The sequence below is a fragment of the Shewanella sp. HN-41 genome (genome assembly GCF_000217915.1).
Lineage (GTDB): Bacteria > Pseudomonadota > Gammaproteobacteria > Enterobacterales > Shewanellaceae > Shewanella.
In genome coordinates this window covers 26,835-53,298 of sequence record NZ_AFOZ01000012.1, presented here as the reverse complement: position 1 = coordinate 53,298, position 26,464 = coordinate 26,835, and the positions used below count along the sequence as shown (strand labels likewise).

At 45.9% G+C, this 26,464-nt stretch carries 25 protein-coding genes and 1 riboswitch; of the genes, 9 read left to right on the top strand and 16 right to left on the bottom strand.

The genetic code is table 11. The features are described 5' to 3' along the window. Positions 1 to 8: 8 nt before the first annotated feature. From SOHN41_RS01465 to SOHN41_RS01455, 3 genes are all read right to left on the bottom strand, one after another. Positions 9 to 605: a glutathione S-transferase N-terminal domain-containing protein gene (locus tag SOHN41_RS01465; RefSeq protein ID WP_007644773.1), complete on the bottom strand. Its 597-nt coding sequence runs from the start codon at positions 603 to 605 to the stop codon at positions 9 to 11. A 43-nt stretch (positions 606 to 648) separates the two neighbouring features. Beyond that, the gene (locus SOHN41_RS01460; protein WP_007644772.1) at positions 649 to 1,398 is read right to left on the bottom strand and encodes a ferredoxin--NADP reductase; all 750 of its coding nucleotides are present in this window, start codon (positions 1,396 to 1,398) and stop codon (positions 649 to 651) included. A 111-nt stretch (positions 1,399 to 1,509) separates the two neighbouring features. Further along, complete coding sequence (locus SOHN41_RS01455) at positions 1,510 to 2,136, bottom strand: DUF5610 domain-containing protein (RefSeq protein ID WP_007644771.1); 627 nt, start codon at positions 2,134 to 2,136, stop codon at positions 1,510 to 1,512. Positions 2,137 to 2,314: 178 nt separating this feature from the next. Here SOHN41_RS01455 and SOHN41_RS01450 point away from each other — a divergent pair, with 178 nt between their 5' ends. From SOHN41_RS01450 to SOHN41_RS01440, 3 genes are all read left to right on the top strand, one after another. Further along, positions 2,315 to 2,920: a histidine phosphatase family protein gene (locus tag SOHN41_RS01450; protein ID WP_007644770.1), complete on the top strand. Its 606-nt coding sequence runs from the start codon at positions 2,315 to 2,317 to the stop codon at positions 2,918 to 2,920. A gap of 11 nt (positions 2,921 to 2,931) precedes the next feature. Then, positions 2,932 to 4,422 (top strand): FMN-binding glutamate synthase family protein, encoded by a 1,491-nt coding sequence (locus tag SOHN41_RS01445; protein ID WP_007644769.1) that lies wholly within the window; start codon positions 2,932 to 2,934, stop codon positions 4,420 to 4,422. A gap of 149 nt (positions 4,423 to 4,571) precedes the next feature. After that, on the top strand, positions 4,572 to 4,778 hold the full coding sequence (locus SOHN41_RS01440) for a hypothetical protein (protein ID WP_007644768.1): 207 nt from the start codon (positions 4,572 to 4,574) through the stop codon (positions 4,776 to 4,778). 64 nt (positions 4,779 to 4,842) lie between these two features. Here SOHN41_RS01440 and SOHN41_RS01435 read toward each other — a convergent pair whose 3' ends face one another. Next, positions 4,843 to 5,097 (bottom strand): hypothetical protein, encoded by a 255-nt coding sequence (locus SOHN41_RS01435; protein ID WP_007644767.1) that lies wholly within the window; start codon positions 5,095 to 5,097, stop codon positions 4,843 to 4,845. A gap of 71 nt (positions 5,098 to 5,168) precedes the next feature. Then, positions 5,169 to 6,965, bottom strand: coding sequence for an ABCB family ABC transporter ATP-binding protein/permease (locus SOHN41_RS01430; protein WP_007644753.1), 1,797 nt, complete (start codon positions 6,963 to 6,965; stop codon positions 5,169 to 5,171). A gap of 435 nt (positions 6,966 to 7,400) precedes the next feature. Between SOHN41_RS01430 and SOHN41_RS01425 the strand changes: the two genes are divergently transcribed. Continuing rightward, a complete protein-coding gene (locus tag SOHN41_RS01425) occupies positions 7,401 to 7,577 on the top strand; it encodes a hypothetical protein (protein ID WP_007644750.1) in 177 nt (58 codons plus the stop codon). 64 nt (positions 7,578 to 7,641) lie between these two features. On the opposite strand, the gene aroG is transcribed toward SOHN41_RS01425, so the two are convergent. The 5 genes from aroG to SOHN41_RS01400 all read right to left on the bottom strand — a co-directional run bounded on the left by aroG (position 7,642) and on the right by SOHN41_RS01400 (position 12,444). Next, positions 7,642 to 8,709 (bottom strand): 3-deoxy-7-phosphoheptulonate synthase AroG, encoded by a 1,068-nt coding sequence (gene aroG / locus SOHN41_RS01420; RefSeq protein WP_007644748.1) that lies wholly within the window; start codon positions 8,707 to 8,709, stop codon positions 7,642 to 7,644. A gap of 336 nt (positions 8,710 to 9,045) precedes the next feature. Then, positions 9,046 to 10,236, bottom strand: coding sequence for a tetratricopeptide repeat protein (locus tag SOHN41_RS01415; protein WP_007644746.1), 1,191 nt, complete (start codon positions 10,234 to 10,236; stop codon positions 9,046 to 9,048). 156 nt (positions 10,237 to 10,392) lie between these two features. After that, positions 10,393 to 10,686, bottom strand: coding sequence for a hypothetical protein (locus SOHN41_RS01410; protein WP_086017335.1), 294 nt, complete (start codon positions 10,684 to 10,686; stop codon positions 10,393 to 10,395). A 158-nt stretch (positions 10,687 to 10,844) separates the two neighbouring features. Then, a complete protein-coding gene (locus SOHN41_RS01405) occupies positions 10,845 to 12,095 on the bottom strand; it encodes an ammonium transporter (RefSeq protein WP_007644742.1) in 1,251 nt (416 codons plus the stop codon). Between the two features lie 10 nt (positions 12,096 to 12,105). Beyond that, positions 12,106 to 12,444, bottom strand: a complete 339-nt coding sequence (locus SOHN41_RS01400; protein WP_006080143.1) for a P-II family nitrogen regulator — start codon at positions 12,442 to 12,444, stop codon at positions 12,106 to 12,108. A 299-nt stretch (positions 12,445 to 12,743) separates the two neighbouring features. Between SOHN41_RS01400 and SOHN41_RS01395 the strand changes: the two genes are divergently transcribed. After that, positions 12,744 to 13,286: a hydrolase gene (locus SOHN41_RS01395; RefSeq protein WP_007644725.1), complete on the top strand. Its 543-nt coding sequence runs from the start codon at positions 12,744 to 12,746 to the stop codon at positions 13,284 to 13,286. 91 nt (positions 13,287 to 13,377) lie between these two features. Here the strand turns inward: SOHN41_RS01395 and nrfA are convergent, their stop codons facing one another. Then, complete coding sequence (nrfA, locus tag SOHN41_RS01390) at positions 13,378 to 14,781, bottom strand: ammonia-forming nitrite reductase cytochrome c552 subunit (RefSeq protein WP_007644723.1); 1,404 nt, start codon at positions 14,779 to 14,781, stop codon at positions 13,378 to 13,380. A gap of 240 nt (positions 14,782 to 15,021) precedes the next feature. On the opposite strand from nrfA, the gene narQ reads away from it, so the two are divergent. Together narQ and SOHN41_RS01380 are read left to right on the top strand one after the other, a co-directional pair. After that, positions 15,022 to 16,830, top strand: a complete 1,809-nt coding sequence (gene narQ, locus SOHN41_RS01385) for a nitrate/nitrite two-component system sensor histidine kinase NarQ (RefSeq protein WP_037457815.1) — start codon at positions 15,022 to 15,024, stop codon at positions 16,828 to 16,830. Then, positions 16,823 to 17,452, top strand: a complete 630-nt coding sequence (locus SOHN41_RS01380) for a response regulator (RefSeq protein ID WP_007644719.1) — start codon at positions 16,823 to 16,825, stop codon at positions 17,450 to 17,452. The genes narQ and SOHN41_RS01380 overlap by 8 nt, the downstream gene beginning before the upstream one ends. Before the next feature lie 92 nt (positions 17,453 to 17,544). Here the strand turns inward: SOHN41_RS01380 and SOHN41_RS01375 are convergent, their stop codons facing one another. Continuing rightward, positions 17,545 to 17,919 carry a YacL family protein gene (locus SOHN41_RS01375; protein WP_007644717.1) on the bottom strand — a complete coding sequence of 125 codons (375 nt, stop codon included), beginning with the start codon at positions 17,917 to 17,919 and terminating at the stop codon, positions 17,545 to 17,547. 197 nt (positions 17,920 to 18,116) lie between these two features. Here SOHN41_RS01375 and SOHN41_RS01370 point away from each other — a divergent pair, with 197 nt between their 5' ends. Beyond that, positions 18,117 to 19,082, top strand: coding sequence for a zinc transporter ZntB (locus SOHN41_RS01370; protein ID WP_007644716.1), 966 nt, complete (start codon positions 18,117 to 18,119; stop codon positions 19,080 to 19,082). A gap of 55 nt (positions 19,083 to 19,137) precedes the next feature. Here SOHN41_RS01370 and SOHN41_RS01365 read toward each other — a convergent pair whose 3' ends face one another. From SOHN41_RS01365 to SOHN41_RS01355, 3 genes are all read right to left on the bottom strand, one after another. Continuing rightward, positions 19,138 to 20,259 (bottom strand): succinylglutamate desuccinylase/aspartoacylase family protein, encoded by a 1,122-nt coding sequence (locus SOHN41_RS01365; RefSeq protein WP_007644714.1) that lies wholly within the window; start codon positions 20,257 to 20,259, stop codon positions 19,138 to 19,140. A 1-nt stretch (position 20,260) separates the two neighbouring features. Continuing rightward, positions 20,261 to 21,616, bottom strand: a complete 1,356-nt coding sequence (gene lysC / locus SOHN41_RS01360; RefSeq protein ID WP_007644712.1) for a lysine-sensitive aspartokinase 3 — start codon at positions 21,614 to 21,616, stop codon at positions 20,261 to 20,263. Positions 21,617 to 21,766: 150 nt separating this feature from the next. Then, a riboswitch (Lysine riboswitch) is annotated at positions 21,767 to 21,941 on the bottom strand. A gap of 105 nt (positions 21,942 to 22,046) precedes the next feature. Continuing rightward, entirely contained in the window at positions 22,047 to 22,481 is a 435-nt protein-coding gene (locus SOHN41_RS01355; RefSeq protein WP_007644697.1) for a DUF3293 domain-containing protein, read from the bottom strand. Between the two features lie 586 nt (positions 22,482 to 23,067). On the opposite strand from SOHN41_RS01355, the gene arcA reads away from it, so the two are divergent. After that, on the top strand, positions 23,068 to 23,784 hold the full coding sequence (arcA, locus tag SOHN41_RS01350) for a two-component system response regulator ArcA (protein WP_007644695.1): 717 nt from the start codon (positions 23,068 to 23,070) through the stop codon (positions 23,782 to 23,784). Positions 23,785 to 23,957: 173 nt separating this feature from the next. On the opposite strand, the gene SOHN41_RS01345 is transcribed toward arcA, so the two are convergent. Next, entirely contained in the window at positions 23,958 to 26,273 is a 2,316-nt protein-coding gene (locus tag SOHN41_RS01345) for a S9 family peptidase (protein WP_007644670.1), read from the bottom strand. Positions 26,274 to 26,464 lie beyond the last annotated feature (191 nt).

The following is a 26,464-nucleotide window of genomic DNA, read 5'->3' as shown; positions in this document are numbered from 1 at the left end:
CTAATGGGCTATTGGGGTCGAGTTTCAATGAATGCGGGGAGATTACGCATCTCACTAAACCAGAGCGCGGTGGCTGGAGCCACTTTTCGCCAATCTAACTCTGGATGCCTAAAATCAACGTAATCCAGTAAACAAATCAAGGCCAATTGTGGCGCCTGAATCGTAGCTTGAGTGATCACACTGAGGTGTTCCATCTGCATTAAACCGCGCAATAATGCTTGCTCAAACCGCGAAGTCCAAAAGGCAGACCTCACGCCCTCCTCTTCACGCATTTGCTCCTGACGTAATTTTACCGCGCTATCGATAAGCCCTTTAATCATAGAGAAATGTCCCTGCAATACCCAGTTATCCCTATGAGCGCCAAACATCTGCTGCTCGCCTAACTCAGCATCCAGATAGCGCATAATCACTTCGCTATCAAACAGTGGGATACCGTCGTTGGTAATAAGGCAGGGGATCTGACCCAGCGGATTTGCATCTAGTAATTCAGCCGTATTTTCGAAGGGATTCACGGTAACTTCTTCAATATCCTTAATGCCTAAGTAGTGAATCAAACTTCTAACACAGCGGGCATAGGGTGATGCCTGAGAACAGAGCAATTTCATTAATCAATCCTTCTATAAATATCTCATTACAAAAACTAAAGGGTTACCAATATTTTTCAACGGTTATCTGCCCAGGGGCACGGCGTAAATTTTTAGCAAGGCCTTTATCTATCAGTGCCGCCTGAGCACCATTTATCATGCCTGGATTACCGCAAATCATGACTTGGGAGTCAGCCGCACATAGGGTTAACCCTACTTTACGTTCTATTTCCCCAGAGGATAAACCATCGGGAATACGGCACTGCAATGCCCCTTCAAAGGGTTCACGGGTCACACTCAAACACAAAATAAACTGGTTGGGGTACTGCTGCTCGTAGGCTCGCAGTTTATCGAGGTAGGCCAGATCCTTAGCTTCCCTCACACCATACACTAATATGATCTTCTCAAAGCGTTGCCAAGGTTCATCGGTATCGAGCATAGATAAGAATGGCCCTACGGCTGTGCCTGTGGCTAAAAACCACAAATGCCGACCTTGCAACTCACCCTTGGGAATTTCATCTAAGGTCATAAACCCTGTTGCTGTTTGCGTCACGTCAATTTCATCACCGATAGCAAGATTTTGTAACTGTGGCGATAATTGCCCATCTTCGACCGCAACAGCGAGCACTTCGGCATAGGCTTTATCGGGGGAATTAACGAGGGAGTAGGCTCTGGCAACGCGTTTATCATCACGAACTTGGCTTAACTTGATAAACTGGCCGGGAATAAAAGGTGCAAGGTCGGTGACAATCCGCAGCGAAAATAACTTATCACTCCAATCAATACGTTCGATAACTCGTCCCCTAGTCCACATAACTTGTCCCCAAGTGCAACGTTAAATAGGCTTCTAGCATAGACTTTTATCGACGCAACAAAAACCCCTTATCAAAAGGGGCTTAAGTTTACGAATCTGATGATGGCGGAACTAAGATGCAGTAGATTGAGTCTCATCTGGCTTTTTATTAAAGCTATCCCTGAAGGCTTGCAGCCCCTCTTGCACTAGGCTGTAGGTTTTATCTACGCCATCGGCAATATCCCCCTGCAATACCTTAAGACCCGACAAAATATCCCTTGCTTCCTGAAAACCGCTATCGATAGCACCACCGATAATGGTCATAAAGCTGTCGAGCTGCTCATCAAAATCCATCCCTGAATTCTGCTGTTGATGAATACTAAAAAACTGGGTTGCAAAACTCACTATGCGATCGGCCGTGGCTTCTGGGGATGTATCGACACCATTGTCGTAGGCGGTTTGAATCGCGTTCTCCCCCATGGATGGCGCTAATTCTTTGTTGATCGCTTCGATTGCGGCGCGATAGAGCAAGACCATAGATTCATCGCCAGTCTTGATATTTACATCCTGCTGCGCCGATAGAATCGCTTGATTCATCAGCTGTTTACTCGTTTGCTGTGCGGTTTGTGCAGAGCTAGCTTCGACGGCTTTCGCATTCTTTGAATCACTCGCTTCCTCCCCCTTTGCAGCCATATTCTCTGCATATTTTTTGTGTGATACAGGTGTTTGCGACAGATGCGGGGATTTATTGATTTCCATGATGGTCATCCATTCAATTTGGGCTGACTTAATTATCGACCAAAATTTAACCAACTTTAGTAATTTTTAGATTTACAGTACCATCATGCCGCAACGCTATGGTAGAAACGGAATAATAAGATCATTCTCGGCGACTCCCTAACCCATAGCATAAGCCTACCTAAAAGGATGTAACACAATGGCAGCAGATCGCAGTTTACACTTTTCCCACTTTAGAGCCTTGACTGGTCCCCATAGGCGCTTTCCCACGTCACCTGCATTACTGCTATACCTATTGGCCAATCTAGTGGTATTTATCAGCCTTGGTTTAACTCCGATTAATTACGCTATCGCAGACAATAGGCTGATTATTTTAGTTAGACATGCAGAAAAAGCCGAGTCTCCAGCGGCGGATCCGTCATTATCTCCTGCAGGGGAAATACGTGCTACGGCCCTCATTAGTACCCTAAATCGCACGCCACTATCCCAACTTATTGCGACACAATATCAACGAACACAACAAACATTAACGCCAATAGCCCAAGCCCGACACTTGCCCGTCACTGTTGTGCCAGCAACCAAAGCGATAGCGACACATGTGCAGCAAATCGCTGAACAAGTGTATGCGGTCAAAGGCAATACCCTCATTGCAGGGCATTCCAATACGGTACCCCTTATCATCAAAGCCCTTGGGGGACCTGAAATCCCAGCGATAAACGAAGATGATTACGGCCAACTGTTTTTACTCTCCCTCAATGAGGGCCAGCCTGCGAGCCTTATTTCGACTCGGTATGGGCAAGAATAAAGGATAACAATATGAACGAACTCAATTGGTTTATGTGGGGGCTAGATCTATTCTCTGGACTCTTTTTGATTCTTATTGGTCTCGGTGTACTTGCCATTGTGTACATGTACATTGCCGATAAGATGCAAACGAAACAAGCGGTGAGGCACAACTATCCCGTTATAGGTCGTTTTAGATATCTATTCGAAAAACAAGGTGAGTTTTTTAGACAATACTTTTTCGCTCAGGACAGGGAGGAACTGCCCTTTAATCGTGCCGAACGAAGCTGGGTGTACCGCGCAGCTAAAAATGTAGATAGGACCATCGCCTTTGGCTCGACACGTCCCTTGGATAGCGCCGGCACTATTATGTTTATGAATACGGCCTTCCCTACCCAAGATGAAGATATCACGCCAATTCACCCACTCACTATTGGTAGCCACTGTCGCCATCCCTACACAACACAGGCCATCTGCCATATTTCTGCGATGAGCTTTGGCGCACTATCGCGTCCAGCAATCACCGCCCTTTCCCATGGCGCAGCTCAGGCGGGTTGTTGGTTGAATACCGGCGAAGGCGGGTTAAGCCCCTACCACTTAAAAGGGGGGTGTGATCTTGTCTTTCAAATTGGCACAGCGAAATACGGGGTACGTAACGAACACGGCCATTTAGACGATGAAAAACTGAAGGCGATAGCAGCGCATCCAGAAGTCAAAATGTTCGAAATTAAAATGAGCCAAGGGGCTAAACCCGGTAAAGGAGGCATATTACCCGGTATTAAAGTAACCGAAGAAATTGCCCATATTCGTGGTATTCCCCAAGGGCAGGACTCTATCAGCCCCAATGGTCACATTGAATTTAGAAATGTGGGGGATATTCTGGACATGATAGCCAGAGTACGGGAGGTCACAGGTAAGCCGACTGGCATTAAAGCCGTACTTGGAGACGTACAATGGCTCGAAGATTTATGCGATGAAATCGAGCGCCGCGGCGAGGATTCAGCCCCCGACTTTTTTACCTTAGACAGTGCCGATGGTGGTACCGGAGCCGCGCCGCAACCGCTGATGGATTATGTCGGTTTACCGCTGAAGGAAAGCCTTCCTATTCTGGTGAACATTTTGATCCAACGAGGATTGCGTAAACGCATTAAAGTCATTGCCTCCGGTAAGCTTATCGTGCCTTCACGGGTGGCGTGGGCGTTAGCATTAGGTGCCGATTTTATCGCATCGGCCCGTGGCAATATGTTTGCCCTCGGTTGTATCCAAGCCTTACAGTGTAATAAAGATACCTGCCCAACGGGCATCACTACCCACAATAAGAAACTCCAACGGGGATTAGATCCTAGGAATAAGTCGACCCGAGTCGCCAATTATAATCATAATTTACACCACGACTTAGCTTTGATCGCCCATTCCTGTGGTGTCAGCGAGCCAAGACAACTTAAACCTGCGCATGTGCGAATCGTACTCGATAGTGGTCTGTCACTCTCCCTCGACAAATACTATTCACACATAAACCAATAGCGTTAGGGCCAGTGGTAGCAACCTACCACTACTTTTGTCTATACTGGCTAAGGTAAGGTATATTTGAATGCATATCACAAAAGAGGTAAGATCTGTGAGGTTAGCATTAATTGAATGTCTTAACGGTACAGAAATTTAAGGAAACACTTTTGAACTCAAGCTATGTAAGCCAACTGCCAGTCAGTAAAACTGTAAGCACGAGCTGTAAGAGCTGTAATCGCCTGACCGAAATCGAAGGCGAGCTAGTGTGTTTTCGTGAAGGCGAAATTATTCGGCTCACTCTCATCGACGAATCGACAACAAAATTAAATTTGTTGTGCGAAGGCTGGAAGGCGGGAAAAATTAAGGGAATATGATCAATGAATATTCCCTTTAACTCTGTAGATCAATAACTTATTCGTTAAATTATCCCCCACGCTGTCATATTCCCTGAGCGTCGCCCAGATAAGTCCCCACCTCACGAATAATACTGGCCAAGTTCATATCTTGATGTAATTTGGCCAAGGTTAGACGCCGAGTCGTCACTTTCAATCCTGCATTGAGTTCCGCGTGAATTCGCTGAAGAGAATCACAGTCAACACCGCGTTTTTTTAAGGTCGCCATGATGGCAAACCAATCCGTGTCGACCTTTTCTTCCCTGCCTTCAATATTCACTCTTAACGTCATATTCTCCATGCAATGCACCTCTTATGATTGTTAGATGGCATTTGAGTATAGAGAGCCGAAGCTGAATAAAGACTGAACTATTAATGGCCTAAGGGTGCTTCTGACTGCTCATTTTGTATCCTCCACAATTTGGCATATAAGCCATCCATCGCTAATAGCTCAGTGTGGTTTCCCTGCTCGACTATCTCTCCCTGACTCAATACGACAATCTGATCCGCATCTATGATAGTAGAGAGCCTATGGGCAACGACAAGACTGGTGTGCCCTTTAGCGACTTCCCGTAATGCCGACAAGATCGCCTGCTCGGAACGACTATCAAGGGATGATGTAGCCTCATCAAATACCAGCACGGGCGAACCTTTTAAAATCGCCCGCGCAATGGCAACCCGCTGCTTTTCCCCACCCGAAAGCTTTAAACCACGCTCACCGACTTTGGTATCCCACCCTAGGGAAAGTGAGGCAATAAACTGCTCTAAATGGGCAAGTTTGATGGCATTTCGAACCTCTTCATCGCTCGCGTCTGGGCGGCCATAACGAATATTTTCAACCAGTGAATCATTAAATAGCACTGTATCCTGTGGCACTATGGCGATGGCACGTCGCAATGCATCCTGAGTGAGGTGACGAATATCTTGCCCGTCTATCCTAATAGCGCCCCGATCCACATCGTAAAACCGGAACAATAACTTGATCAGCGTCGACTTACCGGCTCCACTATCCCCCACTACGGCAACTTTTTTCCCCGCTGCAACTTTGAAGCTGACATCCCGCAAAATTTGCCTGTCATCATAGCTAAAGTTAACATTCTCGAAGCAAAGTTCGCCCTTAGACGGTTGAAAATCTAAGGCATCCGTCGAATCGACAATGCTAGGATGTTTATCCAACAGACTAAACATTCGCTCAATATTTGCTAGGGCGCCACGAATTTCACGATAGACGAAACCTAAAAAGTTCAATGGTATAAAGAGTTGCATCATAAAGGCATTGATCAGCACAAAATCCCCTAAGGTCATTTCACCGTAGGTTACTTTATAGGCCGCCAATGCCATCATAGCTGTCATCGCCAGCGCAATAATCAACGCCTGCCCGCCATTGAGCGCAAATAGAGACAAGCGGTTTTTTCGCTTAGCGATCTCCCACTGTTCGAGTGCTTGATCGTATCGAGCCGATTCATATTGCTCATTATTGAAGTACTTTACGGTTTCATAGTTCAGTAAACTGTCGATGGCACGGGTATTAGAAAGCGAATCGGCTTTGGCCGCATCGCGCACATATTCAGTGCGCCACTCGGTTGCGATAATAGAAAACAAGATGTAAGCCAATACCGAGAAGAAGGTGATAGTCGCAAAGGCAATACCGTAATTAAAGAAGAAAATACCGATGACCATGGCAATCTCCAATAATGTTGGCACTATATTGAACACCATAAAACGCATCAAAAAGCTCACACCACTGGTGCCGCGCTCTATGTCACGGGATAAACCGCCTGTTTTACGTTCCAGATGAAAATCCAAATCGAGTCGGTGCAAATGATCGAATACGGCAAGACCTAAACGTCGAATGGCGCGCTCCGTGACACGGCCAAATAAAGTGTCACGGATCTCTCCCGTAATGGCCGTCAATAATCGAACTGTGCCATAGGCTAAGACTAAGCCAACGGGCACACTTAGGAGCTGCACCGTTTTATCCGCATCTAAGGTATCGACCAAATTTTTAAGAATGAAGGGAAGTCCAACACTGGCCAGTTTTGCGACCACAAGACAGAGCATAGCGAGGATGATGCGACCTTTATATTCAAGTAAATAAGGCCAAAGCAACTTGATCACATGCCAGTTGAGTTTATCGACCGGACCTTCAAAATATAATGTGGGGCGCATATGTCTTAACCTTTACTGAGTTGGGGCAATTGTAACAGCAGACTGCAACATTAAGCGAAGTCAATTAAGTAAAGTTTGAATAAAATCAACCAGATTAATCTGACAGTGCTAGGGTTACCCACCAGGTAAAATTTACCTTCAACAATGATAAAAATGTCATGCTTATGACTTATAATCACAAACCTACTCCACCGAGTAAAAAAACAGGGTAGAGGGGATTTATCGGTATGAAACACGTTAAAATAGGTAGCAACATTGGGGCTTCTAGTGTTGATTATTTTTTCTGTTTTACCCAAAATGCCCTAGGGATGAGTAATGTAAAATTGCAGCATTAACGAGTCTCTCAATATTAGTGAGTATGATGAAAACACTGTAAACACCTACCCCATAATAACATTAAGATTATTCAATTAAATCAAGATCAAAGGAAGCTTTATGTTGGATTCCGCTAAAGTTCAATACCCACCATTACCACTCATCCAAACTTGGGTGTGGATGATGATAGAATCAGGTAATCCAGAGATTCAGGATAAAGGTCGAAATAACCTGATTGCTGCCTTTGGCAGCTTAGCCAAAGCTAACGAATATCTAGCTGATATGAGCAATAAATAATAAAAACAAAGGCGCAGGGATAGCGCCTTTGTTTTTGTACCGCTAAGCGATAATAACACCTCGCTCAGTCGAATGACTTACCGCGACGGCGCTCCACAATGCTCTGATTTAACACGGCAAGAAGGCGCTCTGTGTCTTCCCAACCGATACAGGCATCGGTAATACTCTGGCCATAGCATAACGCTTGTCCCTCCACGAGTTCCTGCCGCCCTTCCACTAGATGACTTTCAACCATCACCCCAAAAATCGCTCGATTCCCAGCACCAACTTGTTCGGCCACATCTTGCGCCACCACCATTTGACGCTGATATTGTTTACTGCTATTGGCATGACTGAAATCGATCATTATGTTATCGGCCAGCTTGGCTCTTTGCAGTTGTTCACTGATCTGAGCAACATGCACTGCGCTGTAGTTTGGCTCCCGGCCACCACGCAAAATAATATGACAATCGGGATTACCCTTAGTCGAGACTATGGCTGAATGGCCAAACTTAGTGACCGACAGAAAGTGATGCGGTGCATTGGCGGCCCCGATCGCATCGATCGCCACTTTTATCGTACCATCCGTACCATTCTTAAAGCCCACGGGGCAGGAAAGCCCTGAGGCTAATTCGCGGTGCACCTGAGACTCAGTGGTGCGCGCACCTATGGCTCCCCAGCACATCAGATCTGCCACATATTGCGGCGTGATCATATCGAGAAACTCCCCGGCGGTTGGCATACCACTATCGTTTAAATCGACTAATAATTTTCGGGCAGTACGTAAGCCATCGTTGAGTTTAAAGCTGTTATCCATATAGGGATCATTAATTAATCCCTTCCAACCGACCGTCGTTCTTGGCTTTTCAAAATAAACTCGCATCACGATTTCAAGTTGATCTTGGTAACGCTCCCTCAGTGCGACGAGGCGCTGCCCATATTCCAACGCAGCTTGGGGATCGTGAATAGAGCAAGGACCAATCACAACTAAGAGGCGATCATCATGTTTGGCCAGAATATTGTGTATGCTTTGACGCGCGTTAAACACAGTTGCAGAGGCTTTTTCGGAAGCAGGAAATCGTTCTAGAATCGCAATAGGTGGAAGTAACTCTTTTACTTCTTTAATGCGAACGTCATCGTTTTGGTAATACATAATTTACTGCTCCAACTCTGGTGTTTTAGACTATTTTTTATCGCTGCAATAATGGATCTCAACTGCAATACTGAGTTCAATTTATCCAGTCTGCCACGTTAATGCAACCAAGTTGTCTCTATTTCAATAAATCAAATATAACTTATTGTTTTAATATATTTTTAAAAATAATAAATTCAAATATACGATTGAATTCACAGTCTGATTAAACAAAATCGAATACGACGGATAGAAATAATTGACGGGAGTGTTCTACTAAAATGAATAGTGTCAGCGCTAGCCACAAAGCTGGCTAGCGGGATTTTTGCAGTGAATCAAAAGAAAGCGACAACGGCTCTAATGCCGTTTCATCGCCTGCAATTTTGCCTGATAGCGGTGTTTATCACTCTCATCAGCGCTCAATGCCATAGCTTTTTCCATATTGAGCTTAGCGCGTTTTTCATCTCCTAACGCCCAGTACGTTTGGGAAAGGCCAAAGAAAAACTCATGGCGATAATCCGCCCGCGCAAGCGCCCTTTGATACCATGCCAAGGCTTCATCATATTGATGCTCATCAAAGGCTTGCTGCGCCATATCATAGTAGTAATAGGGGTTACGAATTCGGGCCAATTCAAGCACTTTATGAACCTCTGCCCATTCATCTAGCCGGCCTTGGTTGCCTAAAATCACCGCTAAGTTATAGAGTGTTGTCATGTTATTCGCATCGAATTTTAGAGCGTAGCGATACACTTGCTCAGCGCGCTTTTCATCCCCTCTATGACGGTAAATAACCGCCAACGTATTGAATGCTGGAACAAATTGCCCCTCTTTTAAGCCGACTTTAATGAGTGCATAGGCTCGGTCTAAATCACCATCCACTAGAGCCTCTGCAGCCATATTATTGTAAAACATGGTAATTAACGTCTGCCGATTAATTTGAGTTTTATCGTATCCTCGCAAAGTCCGTTCTGGCATAAAGTCAACGAGTATGGCATGGGACGACACATACACAGTGTGCGTATTTTCCGGTGGCAATAAGCGTAGATTCACATGACCATTGATAAAATAGAAATCCCCTTGTTTATCCCACACGGGCTCAATGGCAATATCTTGAAATTCAGTCTCAATATTAAAAATATCCGCTAGGGCTGATGTCATCACCACGAGCGACATACAGTTACCCGCCCGCTGAGCGTAGGTTTCACTGGCGACTTGCGTCAGATTATCTTGATATCGGAAATTACGCTGGGTACTGGTTTGATTGGCATTGATATAGTTGGCCAGCCATTCATGCGCGGCCAAAGTGTTATTGTGGGATAGACTATATCGTTCGAATGCACGCCTCACTTCAACCACGGCATCCGGTGGTAAGTAGAAAATGTCCTCGCTCGAAGGTATATCCGTCACTGGCGTGAAGAGGCTATCGACGAACAAAGATTCGACCTCATCGGCTCTTGGCACAACAGGGCTTGAGCTACATGCCCACAATTGGCAAAGCAATACACCATAAATGGCACTCGAATAGACGGCTCGGAATAGTGTCGACATACATCCTCCCAGACCATACGCTCTTCATTGAGCTTATAACAAATGGTCAGAAAGGCATTATAAAATGGTTACAAAAAGTGAATGCCGTTGAAAACAGTGTGGCAAACGGTCGAATCCAGAGTTAAGTATCCCCCAGCTTACCTGCTTAAACTCCCACTATTTTTGAGGATTATCGACCTTAATATAGACTTCACGCTGCTGATAATTGTAGGGACGATAGCTATTTTCACCACAGGTGTAATAAGGATAAGGTCGCATCTGCGGTATACAGCCTATAGGCAACGCCTGCAGGATCTGAATTTGTTCCTGTCTTCTGAGTGACTCTTGCCACTCAAAATCCTTCAGCACTTGATCGCGCACGGCAAACGCATTGAAATGTTCACTAGAACGCGTTACCACCACTTCACCGGCCAATACTGGCATGCTAAAGCACCCGCCAAGAAACACCATAAGTCCCAATTGATGCACTTTGTCGGTAAATAAGCCCATAGGTCGCTCCTTAGTGGGTAACAAAACAACCTCTTTCGAAGGATCAAAAAAGCAGAGCACTAGGCTCTGCTTTACTATCCCGCGATCCACGCTCGGCATCAAGTCATATCAAGATGTTTTTAGCCTGCACTTTTTACGGTCACAAACTCTGGATAAGCATCGATTCCACAGTCAGAGGCGTCCATTCCGTTGTATTCTTCTTCCTCAGAAACACGGATCCCCATGATCATTTTGATCACAAACCATACGGCGAACGATGCACTGAATACCCAAGCAAAAATTATCGCAGCACCCGTTAACTGGGCCGTGAGAGTCGCATCTGCATTCGATAAAGGCACACACATTAATCCGAGGAAACCCGCCACACCATGCACAGAAATAGCACCGACGGGATCATCGATCTTAATGCGATCTAAGCCCACGATAGAGAACACAACTAAGCCACCGGCAACGACACCTATCACACCCGCCATCAATAACGAAGGAGAGAGTGGATCGGCGGTAATCGCCACTAAGCCCGCTAGAATTCCGTTAAGAATCATAGTTAAATCCGCTTTTCCCCAAATCATCTTACAGACGATAAGTGCTGAGATAGCGCCAAACGCCGCTGCGGTATTAGTGTTCACGAACACTTTAGCCACTGAACTCGCATTCGCCGCATCGGACACCATCAATTGTGAACCACCGTTAAAACCAAACCAGCCCATCCACAGAATAAACATACCTAAGGTTGCCATCGGCAAGTTAGAGCCAGGAATTGGATTGACTTGGCCATTCGGGCCATATTTACCTTTACGAGCACCCAATAACAGCACCCCTGCGATAGCCGCAGCTGCGCCCGTCATATGTACGATGCCGCTGCCCGCGAAGTCCACAAAACCGAGTTTAGCGATAAAACCTTGACCCCAGGTCCAATAGCCTTCCACAGGATAGATAACCGCAGTCATCACTATCGAGAAAAACAGGAAAGCCCAGAGCTTCATCCGTTCGGCCACTGCACCTGAAACAATAGACATCGCCGTTGCAACAAACACCACTTGGAAGAAGAAATCCGACTCCAGTGCATGGCTCGCATCCGAGGATTGTGAACCTATCAGCGTCCCGATAGAAGGTAACCAACCACCCTCCGTATTATCGACGTACATAATGTTGTAGCCGACGAGCAAATACATTACACAGGCAATTGCATAGAGAACCACGTTTTTAGTTAAAATTTCAGTGGTATTTTTAGAACGAACAAGACCAGCCTCGAGCATGGCAAACCCCGCCGCCATCCACATCACCAAGGCGCCTGAGATCAAAAAGTAAAAGGTATCGAGTGCAAAGCGCAGCTCAGAAACTGTCACACCTAATTTTGTTAATTCTTCCATCATCTGCCCCTTATAGCGCTTCAGTATCGAGTTCACCCGTACGAATACGGATAGCCTGTTCTAAGTCGACGACGAAGATCTTACCGTCGCCAATTTTTCCCGTATGAGCCGCCGTCGTAATGGCTTCAATCAGCATGTCGAGATTTTCAGCTTTAGTGGCAATTTCGAGTTTTACTTTCGGCAAAAAATCCACCTGATATTCAGCACCACGATACAACTCTGTGTGCCCTTTCTGACGGCCAAAACCTTTAACTTCGGTCACCGTCATACCCTCAATACCAATTCCGGCAATAGCTTCACGGACATCATCCAATTTAAATGGCTTGATGATAGCGCTGACTAGTTTCATCCTGACCTCCAAAAAAACGCGATTGTTATTAACTTGTATCAAGGGTAATTCAATCATCGGGCCAGAAATTCAATCAATTGATTTATAAAAACTTTTAGATAAACACCTATAATGTTGCGCTCAAAAATGCACCACAACTGTGCATATAGCAGAGCAACGCACTCTTTTAGTGAGCAATTTAAGTGCACTTTTTATTCGACCTTATTCCTATTGGTAACAGAACTGATTTGGGGTTTACTTACATGGCCCCAAAATGCGGGGTCACTATTTAATCCAGTGCAGAGCAGAAGGAATGCCCGATGTTAAAACCCGAAAAATGCGTGCTTGTTATCGTCGATGTACAGGGAAAGCTTGCTCAAATCATGGACAAAACAGAGAAGCTGCACCAACAATTACAGACCTTAATCCAAGGTGCACAGCTATTTGACATCCCTATTTTATGGTTGGAGCAACTGCCCGATAAACTTGGCTCAACCAGCCCAGAGCTGAAAACTTTGCTTGAAAACACGACGACACCGATAGCAAAGCAACACTTTAGTGGCTGGCACTGCGAAGCATTTGCACAGGCATTAATTAAGACAAATCGCCAACATGTCATACTGGCGGGTATTGAAACCCATGTTTGTGTTTACCAAACCTGTTGTGACCTTATAGAACAACAATATTCGGTGCATCTAGTCGCTGATGGTGTCTCGTCCCGCAGTGCCGATAATAAACAACTCGGTATTCAGATGATGACAGCTAGGGGTGCCCTATTAACCAACGTGGAATCGCTGTTATTTGAATTACAACATCAAGCCCAAGGCGAACGCTTTAGGGCGCTGATAAAACTGATTAAATAACCAGTTATATAGAAAAAGCCCTCGCATTCTGACTCTGCGAGGGCTTTTGTTTGTATGAGGGTTGGTTACCTCATAGGGTGAATTTCACGCCTTATTTGTAAGTGGCTTCGCGTTTTTTCGCTTCTTCATCCCACTTAGGTAACATGTCTTTCTTAAATGCGTCTTTCTCTGCATTCATCTTATTCATGTCCATACCTATTGCAGCTTGTGCCTTAGCTTTAGTAGAGATATCAGGCATAGCGACGGGATCTGTGATGCCTTTTTTCGCTAACAGTTGTGCTAACTTAACTCGGGCATCGGCTGCTTTATCCACCGCAGTACCTAGGATACGCAGTGCTTCTTCAGGAGCGTGGGCCGCAACACCGTGAGAAGCAATCGCGTAGTCCCAACGCCATTGAGCGTGACGGATGTCAGTCAGGATGGGCTTCATTTCGGCTTCAGTCGCACCGACTTCCCATGCTTTAGCCGCTTCGAAGTGCGCTTTCACTAATTGACCTTCGGCACGACCTTTTAGCTCTTTCACTTTCGCTTTACGCTCATTAGTCAAACCGACTAAGAACTCTTTAGTTTGGCTATGGCAAGTTGCACAGGTTTCTTCGAAACGATCGAATGGATTACCCACTTTATGATCAGTGTACTTACGACCTTTATCGTTCGTCACTTTAGGCATATGGCAGTCAACACAGCTCACGTCGTTCTTACCGTGAACACCTAGCTTCCATGTTTCATAGCCTGGGTGTTGTGCTTTCAGCATAGGGGTTTTAGACAGTGCATGAGTCCAATCGGAGAACTCAATACCGTCGTAGTAGACTTCCATTTGCTCAACGGTTGTGCCCATATCCCATGGGAATTTCACGAAGCCTTTACGGTCGTCTTTCTTCTCAAAATAGTATTCAACGTGGCACTGACCACACACCATAGATTGTTTGTCTTTCTTCGAAGCTTTGTCGAATGGGGTGCCTAATGCTTCCATGCCACGTTCGGCAAATGGACGTGAAATGCGTAGTTTTGGGGTGCCTTTTTCGTGGCAGTCGCCACAACCGATAGTGTTCACAACTTCTGGGCCGCCTTTAGCCCATTTGCCTTTGAAGTAACCGTCTTCACCTTGCTCTTCAATTAAGCGAGGTACGTCAGGGCTCTTACAGCTCCAACATGCCATTGGCATTGGACCATCTTCCGCATTGGCTGGAGCACCGGTACGCAGGGTATTACGCACATCTGTCACGGCATACATATGGCCACGTGGTGCATTGTAGTCTTTAGCAAAACCATAACCAGCCCACAGCACGACTAGGCTCGGATCGCCAGCTAAAGCATCGGTGATCTCTTCACTTTTCGCGGTGTCATGCCAACTGTTATATTGATTAGCAAATTTATCTTTATAAACTTCGTTGCGAGGTTCGGTTTTATCACTCGCCATTGCGCCCGCTGCCATGAAGCTGGCGGCAACCAATGCACTCAGTGCAAAGGACTTACCTGTCATCTTCTTCATCATCTCATCTCCGTGTTGCATTATTTTAGTGAATCACGACATCCCAAGGCCAAGTTAGTGACTTAATACCTCCAAAAATATACCTCTTATGGGGTATCTTGAGCGAAGTTTGCGCTAGATCAAAATGTAATAGTGTTGTTGTTCACACTTTTATGTTTTTGTTAATGTAGTACATTATTTTCTAATGTAAAAAACACAGCTAAAGTTCCGCCCATGGATGGCCATCAACTGGATAGCAAACACATGAAACAGGGCAGCCTCACCTCTAAAATATTAGGGTTAATGTTAGTATTGATTTTGCTTTCTAGCAGCCTTGCCATCTTCGCAATCATCAATTTGTCTTACAGTTTAGGCGATGCTAAGGCCATTAATGCGTCGGGTTCACTGCGAATGCAAAGTTATCGGCTGATGTTTTATGCGAATTCAGGCAGTGAGGCCGCACAGGAAAAAATCCTCGAATTTGAAGCAACGCTGCACTCAGAAGAATTGCAACCCTCCACGGGTTGGCTCAGCCCCAAAAAGATAGCCGACCAATATCAGCTCGTCATAGACAAATGGCTGGTGATGAAATACTACATTGAGCAGGAAAACTCCCGTGACTATGCGACTTCCCTAAAGGATTTTGTCGATACCATAGACTTACTGGTACTGGAGATGGAGCACCATGCCGCCTTTAAGTTGCGACTACTCGCCGCCAGTCAGATTTTTGGTTTAGGGTTGATGCTCATCATCGCTTTTCTGGCCGTACGTTTTACCAAGCGCAAAGTGGTTGTGCCGTTACAACAATTAATGGAATCGGCCAATACTATTTCTAAGGGCAACTTCGAGATTGAAATGCCCGAAACCGAATATATAGAACTCACCGCATTAACCCATGCACTGCAAAAAACAGCCAAGGAATTGGCAACCCTCTACAGTAACTTAGAATCACAGGTCACAGAAAAAACCTTAGCACTGACAAGGGCAAATAATGAGTTGGCCTTTTTATATGATAACTTATTGACATTAAATGCAAATAAACTCGACTACAAGGCATTAAAAGCCGTACTGAATCAATTGAAAGACTATGAGTCACTCGATTACCTTAGGCTTATTATTCAGTATCCAGAGCAGGAGTTAGAGATTATCCAAGCTGATGGTGGTTGGCCGAGTGAACCCATCAACAGTACCCGCTTTCAGTTACAATTTGAGCAGGCGGATCTCGGCTACTTAGAACTGATCTCGGCACAGAACCCCAATACCGCGCTGTTTAACAACTTTGCCATCATGCTCACCCGTTCCATAGTGATCCACAACGCGACGGAGCAAAGGCAACAACTGGCACTGATGGAAGAGCGCGGAGTGATAGCACGGGAGTTGCACGACTCCCTCGGCCAAGTATTGTCCTTTCTTAAAATTCAAATTAGCTTATTGCGCAAAAACTTAGATTACAGTTGCCGTAGCCCTGCGGTTGAAGATCAATTAACGGAAATCAATGAAGGTGTGAGTACTGCATATGTGCAGCTAAGGGAACTGCTCTCAACCTTTAGATTAACGATCAAAGAACCGAATTTGAAAAACGCGCTCGAGGCCATGCTAGAGCAGCTCAGGACCAAAACAGACATACAAATCAACTTAGATTACAAACTTGCCCCCCAATGGCTCGAAGCTAAACAACATATCCATATTCTGCAGATCACCCGTGAAGCGACGCTAAATGCGATTAAGCATGCTAATGCGAGCCTCATTAATATCCGCTGTTATAAGGATGACAAGGGAATGGTCAATATTAGTGTTAGCGATAACGGGATTGGGATTGGATACTTAAAAGAACGTGATCAACACTTTGGCATAGGGATCATGCACGAGCGAGCCAGTAAATTAGCGGGTTACGTTGTATTTAGTAGTAATAACTCCCCTGTCGGTTGCCAGACAGAGGCTGCACAGCAAACACAGATCAATCAAACACAAAGTGGTACTCTCACTACCATGACCGACAGCGAACTAAGCCTTTCACAAGGAACAAAAGTCACGCTGATTTTCCCTTCTCAACAGGAGCCTGTAAATGGGTAAACCTTATTCCGTACTGGTGGTCGATGATCATCCTCTCTTACGTAAAGGCATCTGCCAACTGATCGCCTCAGATCCAGACTTCAGCCTCTTCGGTGAGGCGGGCAGTGGCTTAGACGCCCTGAGCGCTGTCGCTACGGATGAGCCCGATATCATCTTGCTCGATCTGAATATGAAAGGTATGACAGGTCTAGATACGCTCAACGCCATGCGCCAAGAGGGCGTGACTTCGCGCATAGTGATCCTTACCGTTTCCGATGCAAAACAGGACGTTATCCGCCTGCTACGCGCGGGAGCCGATGGCTATTTGCTCAAAGATACCGAGCCCGATTTACTGCTTGATAAACTCAAAAATGCCATGTTAGGCCATAGAGTCATCAGCGATGAAGTCGAAGAGTATCTCTATGAACTAAAAGATGCAGCCGATGAGCAAGAATGGCTGTCGAACCTCACTCCTCGGGAGCTACAAATTCTGCAACAGTTAGCAGAAGGATTAAGCAACCGTATGATTTCAGAGCATTTACATATCAGTGAAGGCACGGTCAAAGTACATGTAAAAAACCTACTGCGTAAGGCAAATGCCAAGTCGAGAACCGAAATGGCGGTAAGATACCTCAATCATTAAGCCCAAGAGCACGCCAGAAACAATAAAGACAATCCAATGATTGTCTTTATTGTTTCTGGGTAGAACCTACAACGGAAAATCGGATGACTCACCTAACTGCCCTTTTGCACAAACTCATACCAGCTTAATAGGGCTTGTTCGAAGTCCTCTAGGCCACAATAGGCTTCTGACTCCGCATCATAGAGCGACATCGCCTCTTCAAGTTCATATTCTTGCTCAAAACCTAAGGTATTGGCAAAGACACGCGCCTGCTCACGCTCTAACTCTAAGGTGAAATCATTGCCAACGAGGCGCCATGAGATGAGTTTATCGGCCTGAATATCTTCTATTATATCCAACACTTGCTGAACTTTGGCTAACTCTGGCCCCAACTCTTCAGAAAACCACTGGCCTAGCACTTCATGATCCATGCTAAAGGTGGCTAAATAAGAGCCAGTTAAACTGTTACGCCTAAATTCATATTCCATTTTGTGTTCTCTATACGCCACCGCTTGAATTGAAACTAATTTTAACCTATCACAGCGCAAGTTGCTCGGTTTGCCACTCACGAACACCACACTTGCTCAGTGACTACGGGTATTGACATCCTTAGTCGTAGACTTCATTTTCACAGAAAAATCAGTTAGCTTGAATGCCTAGTTGAGTAAAAGAATGGAACACAATAATGCACGATGGATTTATCTATAGCTTAGTGCTGAGTGGCGATCAGGCGGGCTCCACCTTAAGCCCTGCACAAATTGAAACCTGGGATCCCAATAACGGTTTGCTTTGGGTACATCTGCGTTATCGCCATAAAAAAGCTCGTCATTGGGTACTCAATAGTGGACTCAATAAAGTCGAAACCGACGCCCTCCTAGCCCAAGACACTCGCCCAAGGGCTGTCATCGCCGGTGAAGGGGTATTGCTGGCACTTCGCGGAGTCAATCTCAATCCCAACTCAGCGCCCGAAGACATGGTTGCGATCCGTATTTACGCCGATAAACAAAGGATTATTTCGGCCTGTGATCGCGAGCTACAGTCGGCCAAAGATGTAGCTGAACTCATCATAGAAGGAACAGGGCCGACAACGACTGGGGACTTTATCGTCGCTATATGTGAAAAACTGACCACTCACAAGGTCGAGTTTATTGATAAGTTGGAAGAGCAACTATCTGAGTTAGAAGAGTTAGTTGTCTCTGGCAATGTCAAAGATCTCAGGACAGATATCGCCGAGTTACGCCGCCAAACTGTCGCGCTTCGCCGCTATTTAGCGCCACAAAAAGAAGCCTTCTCTAAGCTCCTCGCCGAGCAGTTTATTCTGTTTAACGATCCAGAGCGGCTTAAAATGCGGGAAACCACAGACAAGCTTGTTCGGACTCTCGAAGATCTCGATGCCCTGCGTGATAGGGCGAATGTGACCCAAGAGGAATTACTTAGCCAACAGTCAGAGCAGCTCAATAAACGCTTATATTTCCTATCCTTAGTATCAGCTATCTTCTTGCCTTTGGGTTTTTTAACTGGCTTACTCGGCGTCAATATTGGTGGCATACCGGGTGCAGACAACACTTGGGCCTTTGCCACTTTCTGCGGCATTTTAATTTTACTCGTTGCCCTGCAAATGGCACTCTTCTATCGATTTAAGTGGTTATAACCCCCTAAAAACAACCACGCCAATCCGAATAGATTGGCGTGGTGATATCGAGCGATTACTCTGTGGGTAACTCAAACAAATTTGTCATCACCTTATAGAGTTCGGTCCCTTGGTGTACCGAGGCCGAAGCAAAGTGTAAAATCGGTACGCAGTCCTGGGGCAAACATACCGTCTTTAACTCATCCTGCGTACCATATAGATCCATTCGCAACAGATTCACTAAGGGCTGTCCCGCCGCTAATGGTTCACCCACTGCCGCAAGGTACTCCACTAATCCTGAACTTGGCGCATGGTATTTTTTATAGTCTTTAAGATAGCAACCAAAACGCTGCATCTCAGCTGGGGCAACGGTTTCAGCAATCACCCCTCGGTGACTTAAGTACGCCATAATCCCTTGGGCATCAACCAGAGCATCCTCAAGACAGACTCGCTCCTGACTCGCCAATTCCAACGTTAATGCCGACACCGCAACGGCTAAGTCACGCCCCTGCGTCTTTGCCATCTCACTCAATTGCCACCATGGACAAAACGCCGCTTCATCCATAGCGCCACCAAAACTATTGGGGATAACTAAGGTATAGGGGATCGAAAAAAACTGCGCTGCGGCTAAGTCATATTCAGGGCAATACAAATGCTTGCAGGACTTAGGACCAGTATGCAAATCGAGCACTATGTCGGCTTGGTGGGCCATAGCTTGCAGATTAACCGCGAGTCTATGCCCCGTCGTGATCCCCCAATCACTGCGCAGTTTCTGCTGGCAAGCCTCAACCAGAGTACTGCGATAGGCTTGAATAAGCTCTGCATCACTGAGCTTGGCATGCTCGCTATACCAAGTCGGCAAATCGATAGCATGATTCAAATACTCACGATTCCAATTCGCCCCAGTGATAGGATCGAAACGCCCTAAGGTAAACTCACCACTCTTTTGGTTGATGCCGAGGGGATTTGCCAGAGGCACTAAGGTAATTTCACCGCAGATATCGCAACGTTCAAGTTGCTTCATCAACTGATAGATCACCGCATTACCTTGTACCTCGGCACCGTGAACGTTGGCCTGAATGTACACTTTGGGGCCAGTCGCCTTAACGTCGTTCGGCTTAAAATGGTAAATAGGCAATGTCAGAGCCTGCCCTGCAGCAAGCTCACCAATTTGCAGAGACGATTTTGTCGGCAGCATATTAGGCGCCTTCGAACAGATTTTCGTGCAATGCTTTAACCACCTGCGCCGCTTCCGCTTCGGCTACTAAAACACACAGATTATGTGGACTTGCGCCTTGGCAGATCATCCGCACATTGTGGGGTTCTAGCACTTCAAACACACGGCGACAAATACCCGCTGTGGTCGCTATGCGGTTACCAATAATTGCCACTAAGGCCAATCCATCTTCGACCCGTACTCGGCAATGTTGTGATAATTCCTGAAGCAGTGCCTCACTCAACAAGCCTTGACCACTTGAATCGGAACCCGTTTTATCGAGTGTCAGCGACACATTGACTTCCGAGGTGGTAATTAAATCCACACTGATCTTATGTCTTGCCAATGTGGCAAAGGTTTCAGCCAAGAAGCCCTGTGCATGTAGCATTTGCAAGCTATGAAGATTTAACAGGGTTTGATCGCGGCGCAGCGCCACTGCGCGGAATACTGGCGCATCTTCCACTTGATGACGGATCCAAGTCCCCCCCTTTTCAGGTTCTTTACTAGAACCCACAAATACTTGAATTTGCTGGCGAACAGCAGGGAGAATGGTCGCAGGATGCAATACCTTAGCGCCGAAGGTCGCCATCTCGGCGGCCTCGTTGAAACTGATTTCGGCAATCGGAAAGGCATTGGGCGCAAGGCGAGGGTCCGTAGTATAAATGCCTGCCACATCGGTCCAAATCTCGACCGCTGACGCTGTTAAGGCTTCGGCTAACAATGCTGCAGAATAGTCGCTACCGCCACGGCCAAGCGTGGTGGTTTGCCCTGCTTCATCCGAACCAATAAAACCTTGGGTCACAATCACTTGTTCAGATAACAGTGGCAGTAAGTGCTCACGGGAAAGCAAAGCGATTTGCTCAACCTGAGGCTCGGCGCGGCCAAAGTGACTATCGGTACGCAGCACACGGCGCACATCAAATGCACTCGAGTTGGCGCCTTTTTCACGCAGTACCGCCGCAAATAAGGCGGAGGAGCATTGCTCCCCGAGAGACAATAGCTCATCCATAGTGGCTTTGCTGCGCACTGATGCTAATGCTTCACTCAATACCGCCATGCGACTCAATAATTTATCTAATGCGGCGGCGACATCGTTAGGGCGACCTAGCTTATCTAAAATTGCATATTGAATTTGGGCAATTTGTTTTAATCGCTGCAAACGACCATCGTCATTGATCGATTCTTGAGTCAATTCCACTAATAGATTAGTCACGCCACTTGAGGCGCTGACCACCACTAAACGGCAAGCGGCGTTAGCCAGCACAATATCGGCACAGCGATTCATTGCACCGTAATCGGCAACTGAGGTGCCACCAAACTTTGCGACAACGAGGGACATTAGCGCACCTCCGTGAAACACGTAGGGCAAGGAATAAACACAGATTGAATAAGATATTGATTAACTAACATGATCACACTCCGAACTAACTTCGTTCGAAGAGCCTGGTGCTCAATGATAACGCACCCCAAAAGAAGGGAAACAGCAATCGTCACCAGAAGCTCTCCACCAATTACAGGTGACAATCGTCAGGATTCAGCCTGAGCGACCGACATAAACATGCAGCAACCATATCTATGCCTCGGCGTTAATCTCCCTCATCAATCATCCCAGGAGTTTGTGCTCCTCTGACTGATTACCTAGTTAACGCTCCTCTTCTGTTCCTTTCCGCCGGAAAGAGACGAAAAAAGTAGCAATAAACCCCTAATGAAGTCAATGCTAATTTCACAACAAACACACAATTTAAATAAAATCGCTTAAAAATAGATGATCATGCGTCTAAATCAGGTAATTCATACACAAGCTGCACATAATCACTAAATTTACCTAAACAAACCTCATCCTGCTCTACCAGAGTGCAAGGCACTAAGCTCACTTCACCTTGCTCCACCATATAAATGGCATACTGATTAAATTTCTTGCCCAGTTGTAGCGCCATCGTTCTATCGATAAATACGGCCCAACTTTTTTCCATATGGGATAAATCCGCTGCCGCGCCCACTAAGGCACGATAGGGACTGCCCAATAATTCAATTTCACGGAGAAGTTGGCGATCGAGTAAACGGTTCTGACTGGGAGAAAGCAGCTTTGAAGCGGGATTATGGGCGGTAATAACAGCAAAGGAAAAATCACAGGATAATGCTTGAGTCAGCAAAAACAGTGGTGTTTGATAACACTGCCACAAATCTTGAGTCGTATTGTCCATTGGTAGTCTAATCGAAAAATGAACCCGCGTTAGTGTAGCAGAGTGAGAATAAAATCCAAATAGGCGTGAACTAGCTCACAAGAATCAAAAATACATTAGTTATACTAATCAATAACTAAAGTAAATATCATGGTAAATCTTGGCTTCAGCCTGAATTTTGTTAACATTTCATTTGTTAACAAATGCCTAAAACGAGTACAATGAAGCACTGGCCGAGTTGAGCAATAAGCCAAGATGCTTAGTGTTCAATATAGTTTGTTACATTTATCTGCAGAGATAACATAGGCTGGCTAGACATCTGTTTAAAATGTGTTCTACATTTGATTTATCATTTAAACATTTAAAAAAAACAATAGTTAAGGAACTATTTCTAACTATTGCTTATCGAAGTTGGTACTGGTTACGTTTAATCGCATTACACTTTAAACGTGCACTTTTATATACATCCTGACATGTCGCCGTAAAGATCTTTCCTTTAAAAGCACAGAGCAGTCCAAGGAAGTATCAACATTTTTATGAATATAAGCGTCCGATGTAAGTGGTGCTTATGGTTAGAATAAAATTGGTTAAAATTTAGGTAAATAACATGCAAAATCCGCACATTCTGATCGTTGAAGATGAAGCCGTTACCCGTAACACGCTGAGAAGTATTTTCGAGGCAGAAGGGTATGTGGTAACTGAGGCCAATGATGGCGCAGAAATGCATAAGGCTATGCAGGAAAACAAAATTAACTTGGTCGTTATGGATATTAACTTACCAGGTAAAAACGGCCTGTTGTTGGCGCGTGAATTACGTGAAATCAACAACATCGGTCTGATCTTCCTGACAGGTCGTGACAACGAAGTCGACAAAATTCTTGGACTTGAAATTGGTGCGGACGATTATATTACTAAGCCGTTCAACCCACGTGAATTGACGATCCGTGCTCGCAACCTTCTGACTCGCGTCAATAGCGCTGGCAATGAAGTCGAAGAAAAAAGCTCTGTCGAATACTATCGTTTTAACGATTGGAGCCTAGAGATCAATAGTCGTTCACTGGTGAGCCCACAGGGTGAATCCTACAAACTGCCACGTAGCGAATTCCGCGCTATGCTGCATTTTGTTGAAAACCCAGGCAAAATCTTAACTCGTGCCGATCTGTTAATGAAAATGACTGGCCGTGAGTTAAAGCCACACGATCGTACTGTTGACGTGACTATCCGTCGTATCCGTAAGCACTTCGAAAGCTTGCCTGATACGCCAGAAATCATCGCGACTATCCACGGTGAAGGCTACCGTTTCTGCGGTAACTTAGAAGACTAATCTTCGGCTTACCGTTTGAATAATAAAAACCAGATCCTAGGATCTGGTTTTTTTATATCTGCAAACTGGCAAATTACCTTTTACCGTGTTTATCACAGCCAACCAACTCAAGCTTGGGCATCATTGCCGATCGTTCACAGTGAGTGAGGCATGCGCCCCACCCACATTCCAACTTATTGGCCACTTCTTTTCAGCTGTCTATCCAGGAAATCCGCTAATGAACGGTATAAGTGATTACGCACTTTCTCGCCACGCATCGAATGTTTAGAGCCCGGATAATCAATCATCTGGAATAATTTCCCTTCGTCCTGCAACGCCTTATAGACCCGGGTACTGTTTTCAAACAAGACGTTATCATCGGCCATACCGTGGTACATCAATAGCCCCGATTGATAATTTTTCACATAGGGGAACACGCTGCTGGCTTCATAACCCTGTTCATTGGTTGCGGGATGGGCAAGATAGCGCTCGGTGTAGTGGGTATCATACAAACGCCAATCGGTGACAGGTGCGCCTGAAATCGCGGCTTTAAAGTAATCTGGCGCCTTAAATAAACTCATCAGAGCCATGTAACCGCCGTAGCTGTGGCCGTAAATAGCAACATTGTCGGCATCGACAAAGGCTAAGCTACGCAGATAATCCACACCCACTTTTTGATCATTCACTTCGGCTTCGCCCAAGTGACGGTAAATCACCTGCTCGAACCGAGTACCTCTGTGGGCACTGCCGCGGTTATCGAGTTGAAATACCACGTACCCTTGTTGCACGAGATACTGGGTAAAGTAATCTTGCTCGCTCCAACTATTAGTCACCAATTGGGCGTGTGGCCCACCGTAAACCCGCACTACGACAGGGTATTTCTTGCTCGCATCGAAGGGCATAGGTTTGAATAAACGGGTTTGCAGCACTTGACCATCTTCGGCCTTAAGCTCACCAAACTCAGGAATCTGCCACAGACCCGCATAATCATAGAGTGGATGGCCTTGCTTGACCGCATTTTGCTCGACCCAGGCCAGTTGCTGGCCCTTATCACCGTGCAAACTGATTTGTGGTGGCTGAGATAAACTGTTGAAATAATCGAGATACACACTTTGATTATCGGCAAATACCGGATCGTGCATCCCCGCTTGATCGCTCACGCGCTCAACCTTGCCGCCCGCTAATGGCACACGGTAGAGGTGTTTTTCGATTGGGGTATCTTTGCGGCCAGTAAAATACACCCAACCTGCAGTTTCATCTATATATTCCAACTCATCGACAGCCCACTCGCCCTTAGTCAATTGCGTTTTAAGTTTGCCTTTTAAGTCGAAAAGATACAGATGATTAAAGCCATCACGCTCAGACGCCCAAATAAAAGCAGACTGCTGTTTTAAGAAATGCAGGTCGTTATTGAGGTTTACCCAAGCATCACTGCGTTCTTTGACTAAGGTTTTTGGCTTAGTCAGTGCATCTAACGCCACTAACTGCAAATCTAGCTTATGCTGATCACGGCTCTGCCACTGAAACGACAAGTGTTTGCTATCGGGCAGCCAATCGACACGCGGCAGGTAAATATCTTTGCTCTTGTCTTCGCTATTCTCTTCGCGCAGGGTCACCCAATTGATGGCCCTATCTTTTAGCGTCACCACACCTAATGCGATATCGACGTTATTTTTACCTGCGGCAGGATAACGCTGCTCGGTGAGTTTAATGCCGTCGGCATAGATCTCGTTACGCGTCACTTGCTCAACCGCGGACTCGTCGATACGGGTGAAGGCGATAGCCGATTCATCGGGCGCCCACCAGTAGCCGGTCATGCGATCCATTTCTTCTTGGGCGACAAATTCTGCCATGGCATTTTTAATCGCCCCGCCGCCATCGGTCGTCATAGCTTGGAGTTTTTTCGTCGCCAGATCTAACACATACAAATTTTGATCCCGCACAAAAGACACAAAATGCCCCTTGGGCGATAGGCGTGCATCTGTGGCAAACCCTTCGCCAATCGGTAATTGAGTAACACTGTTGTCGGCAAGGGAAAAGTAATACAGATTGCCAGAAGCCGGGATCAATAGCGCCTTGCTATCGTCCGCCCAGAAGTACTCCATAATGCCTTCGCCATAAATACGTTGGCGTTCACGACGGGCTTTTTCTTCATCGGATAATTCATTGGTGGCGAGTTTATCGGCGTTTAATAGCAGGCTCGACTCAGCGGTTTTGACATCCATTTGCCAGAGGTCGTAAAAACTTTGATTGTCTTTACGGCCAGCAAGATAGGTGACGCGCTGGCCATCGGGTGACAATTTTAAACCACGGGGGCTGGTGCCCGCTAAGGCGGGCGAGGCATTCATTCGCTCAATCGTCAGGGGTTGCTTACCACCCTCAAGGGCATATGCTGGGATAGTTGAAATCATCGCTGTCGAAATCATGGCCATTTGGCTCGCTATCAGTAGGGGGATAGTACGCACCTTAAGTGCGTGCACAGGGAACCAAGTTAACCTATTTTTAATCATTATTATTCCTTGGAAACATATTCGCCTTAGGCTGGCGATTAAAAACTGCCGCCATTGTGCCAGAGGCAAACCCCAAATAGAAATAGCATGCAATATACAGATACAAATTAGGAGCATGCGCCAAGCTCAATCCAAATAAGCCCTAATAATCGTTAAAAGCATCAGCAACATCGCTGAAATTGTCGGCTAAC

Excerpts from the sequence above, each read along its gene's own strand:
- SOHN41_RS01465 (WP_007644773.1), bottom strand. The coding sequence starts at position 605 with ATGAAATTGCTCTGTTCTCAGGCATCACCCTATGCCCGCTGTGTTAGA.
- SOHN41_RS01460 (WP_007644772.1), bottom strand. The coding sequence starts at position 1,398 with ATGTGGACTAGGGGACGAGTTATCGAACGTATTGATTGGAGTGATAAG.
- SOHN41_RS01455 (WP_007644771.1), bottom strand. The coding sequence starts at position 2,136 with ATGGAAATCAATAAATCCCCGCATCTGTCGCAAACACCTGTATCACAC.
- SOHN41_RS01450 (WP_007644770.1), top strand. The coding sequence starts at position 2,315 with ATGGCAGCAGATCGCAGTTTACACTTTTCCCACTTTAGAGCCTTGACT.
- SOHN41_RS01445 (WP_007644769.1), top strand. The coding sequence starts at position 2,932 with ATGAACGAACTCAATTGGTTTATGTGGGGGCTAGATCTATTCTCTGGA.
- SOHN41_RS01435 (WP_007644767.1), bottom strand. The coding sequence starts at position 5,097 with ATGGAGAATATGACGTTAAGAGTGAATATTGAAGGCAGGGAAGAAAAG.
- SOHN41_RS01430 (WP_007644753.1), bottom strand. The coding sequence starts at position 6,965 with ATGCGCCCCACATTATATTTTGAAGGTCCGGTCGATAAACTCAACTGG.
- SOHN41_RS01425 (WP_007644750.1), top strand. The coding sequence starts at position 7,401 with ATGTTGGATTCCGCTAAAGTTCAATACCCACCATTACCACTCATCCAA.
- aroG (WP_007644748.1), bottom strand. The coding sequence starts at position 8,709 with ATGTATTACCAAAACGATGACGTTCGCATTAAAGAAGTAAAAGAGTTA.
- SOHN41_RS01415 (WP_007644746.1), bottom strand. The coding sequence starts at position 10,236 with ATGTCGACACTATTCCGAGCCGTCTATTCGAGTGCCATTTATGGTGTA.
- SOHN41_RS01410 (WP_086017335.1), bottom strand. The coding sequence starts at position 10,686 with ATGGTGTTTCTTGGCGGGTGCTTTAGCATGCCAGTATTGGCCGGTGAA.
- SOHN41_RS01405 (WP_007644742.1), bottom strand. The coding sequence starts at position 12,095 with ATGGAAGAATTAACAAAATTAGGTGTGACAGTTTCTGAGCTGCGCTTT.
- SOHN41_RS01400 (WP_006080143.1), bottom strand. The coding sequence starts at position 12,444 with ATGAAACTAGTCAGCGCTATCATCAAGCCATTTAAATTGGATGATGTC.
- SOHN41_RS01395 (WP_007644725.1), top strand. The coding sequence starts at position 12,744 with ATGTTAAAACCCGAAAAATGCGTGCTTGTTATCGTCGATGTACAGGGA.
- nrfA (WP_007644723.1), bottom strand. The coding sequence starts at position 14,781 with ATGATGAAGAAGATGACAGGTAAGTCCTTTGCACTGAGTGCATTGGTT.
- narQ (WP_037457815.1), top strand. The coding sequence starts at position 15,022 with ATGAAACAGGGCAGCCTCACCTCTAAAATATTAGGGTTAATGTTAGTA.
- SOHN41_RS01380 (WP_007644719.1), top strand. The coding sequence starts at position 16,823 with ATGGGTAAACCTTATTCCGTACTGGTGGTCGATGATCATCCTCTCTTA.
- SOHN41_RS01375 (WP_007644717.1), bottom strand. The coding sequence starts at position 17,919 with ATGGAATATGAATTTAGGCGTAACAGTTTAACTGGCTCTTATTTAGCC.
- SOHN41_RS01370 (WP_007644716.1), top strand. The coding sequence starts at position 18,117 with ATGCACGATGGATTTATCTATAGCTTAGTGCTGAGTGGCGATCAGGCG.
- SOHN41_RS01365 (WP_007644714.1), bottom strand. The coding sequence starts at position 20,259 with ATGCTGCCGACAAAATCGTCTCTGCAAATTGGTGAGCTTGCTGCAGGG.
- lysC (WP_007644712.1), bottom strand. The coding sequence starts at position 21,616 with ATGTCCCTCGTTGTCGCAAAGTTTGGTGGCACCTCAGTTGCCGATTAC.
- SOHN41_RS01355 (WP_007644697.1), bottom strand. The coding sequence starts at position 22,481 with ATGGACAATACGACTCAAGATTTGTGGCAGTGTTATCAAACACCACTG.
- arcA (WP_007644695.1), top strand. The coding sequence starts at position 23,068 with ATGCAAAATCCGCACATTCTGATCGTTGAAGATGAAGCCGTTACCCGT.
- SOHN41_RS01345 (WP_007644670.1), bottom strand. The coding sequence starts at position 26,273 with ATGATTAAAAATAGGTTAACTTGGTTCCCTGTGCACGCACTTAAGGTG.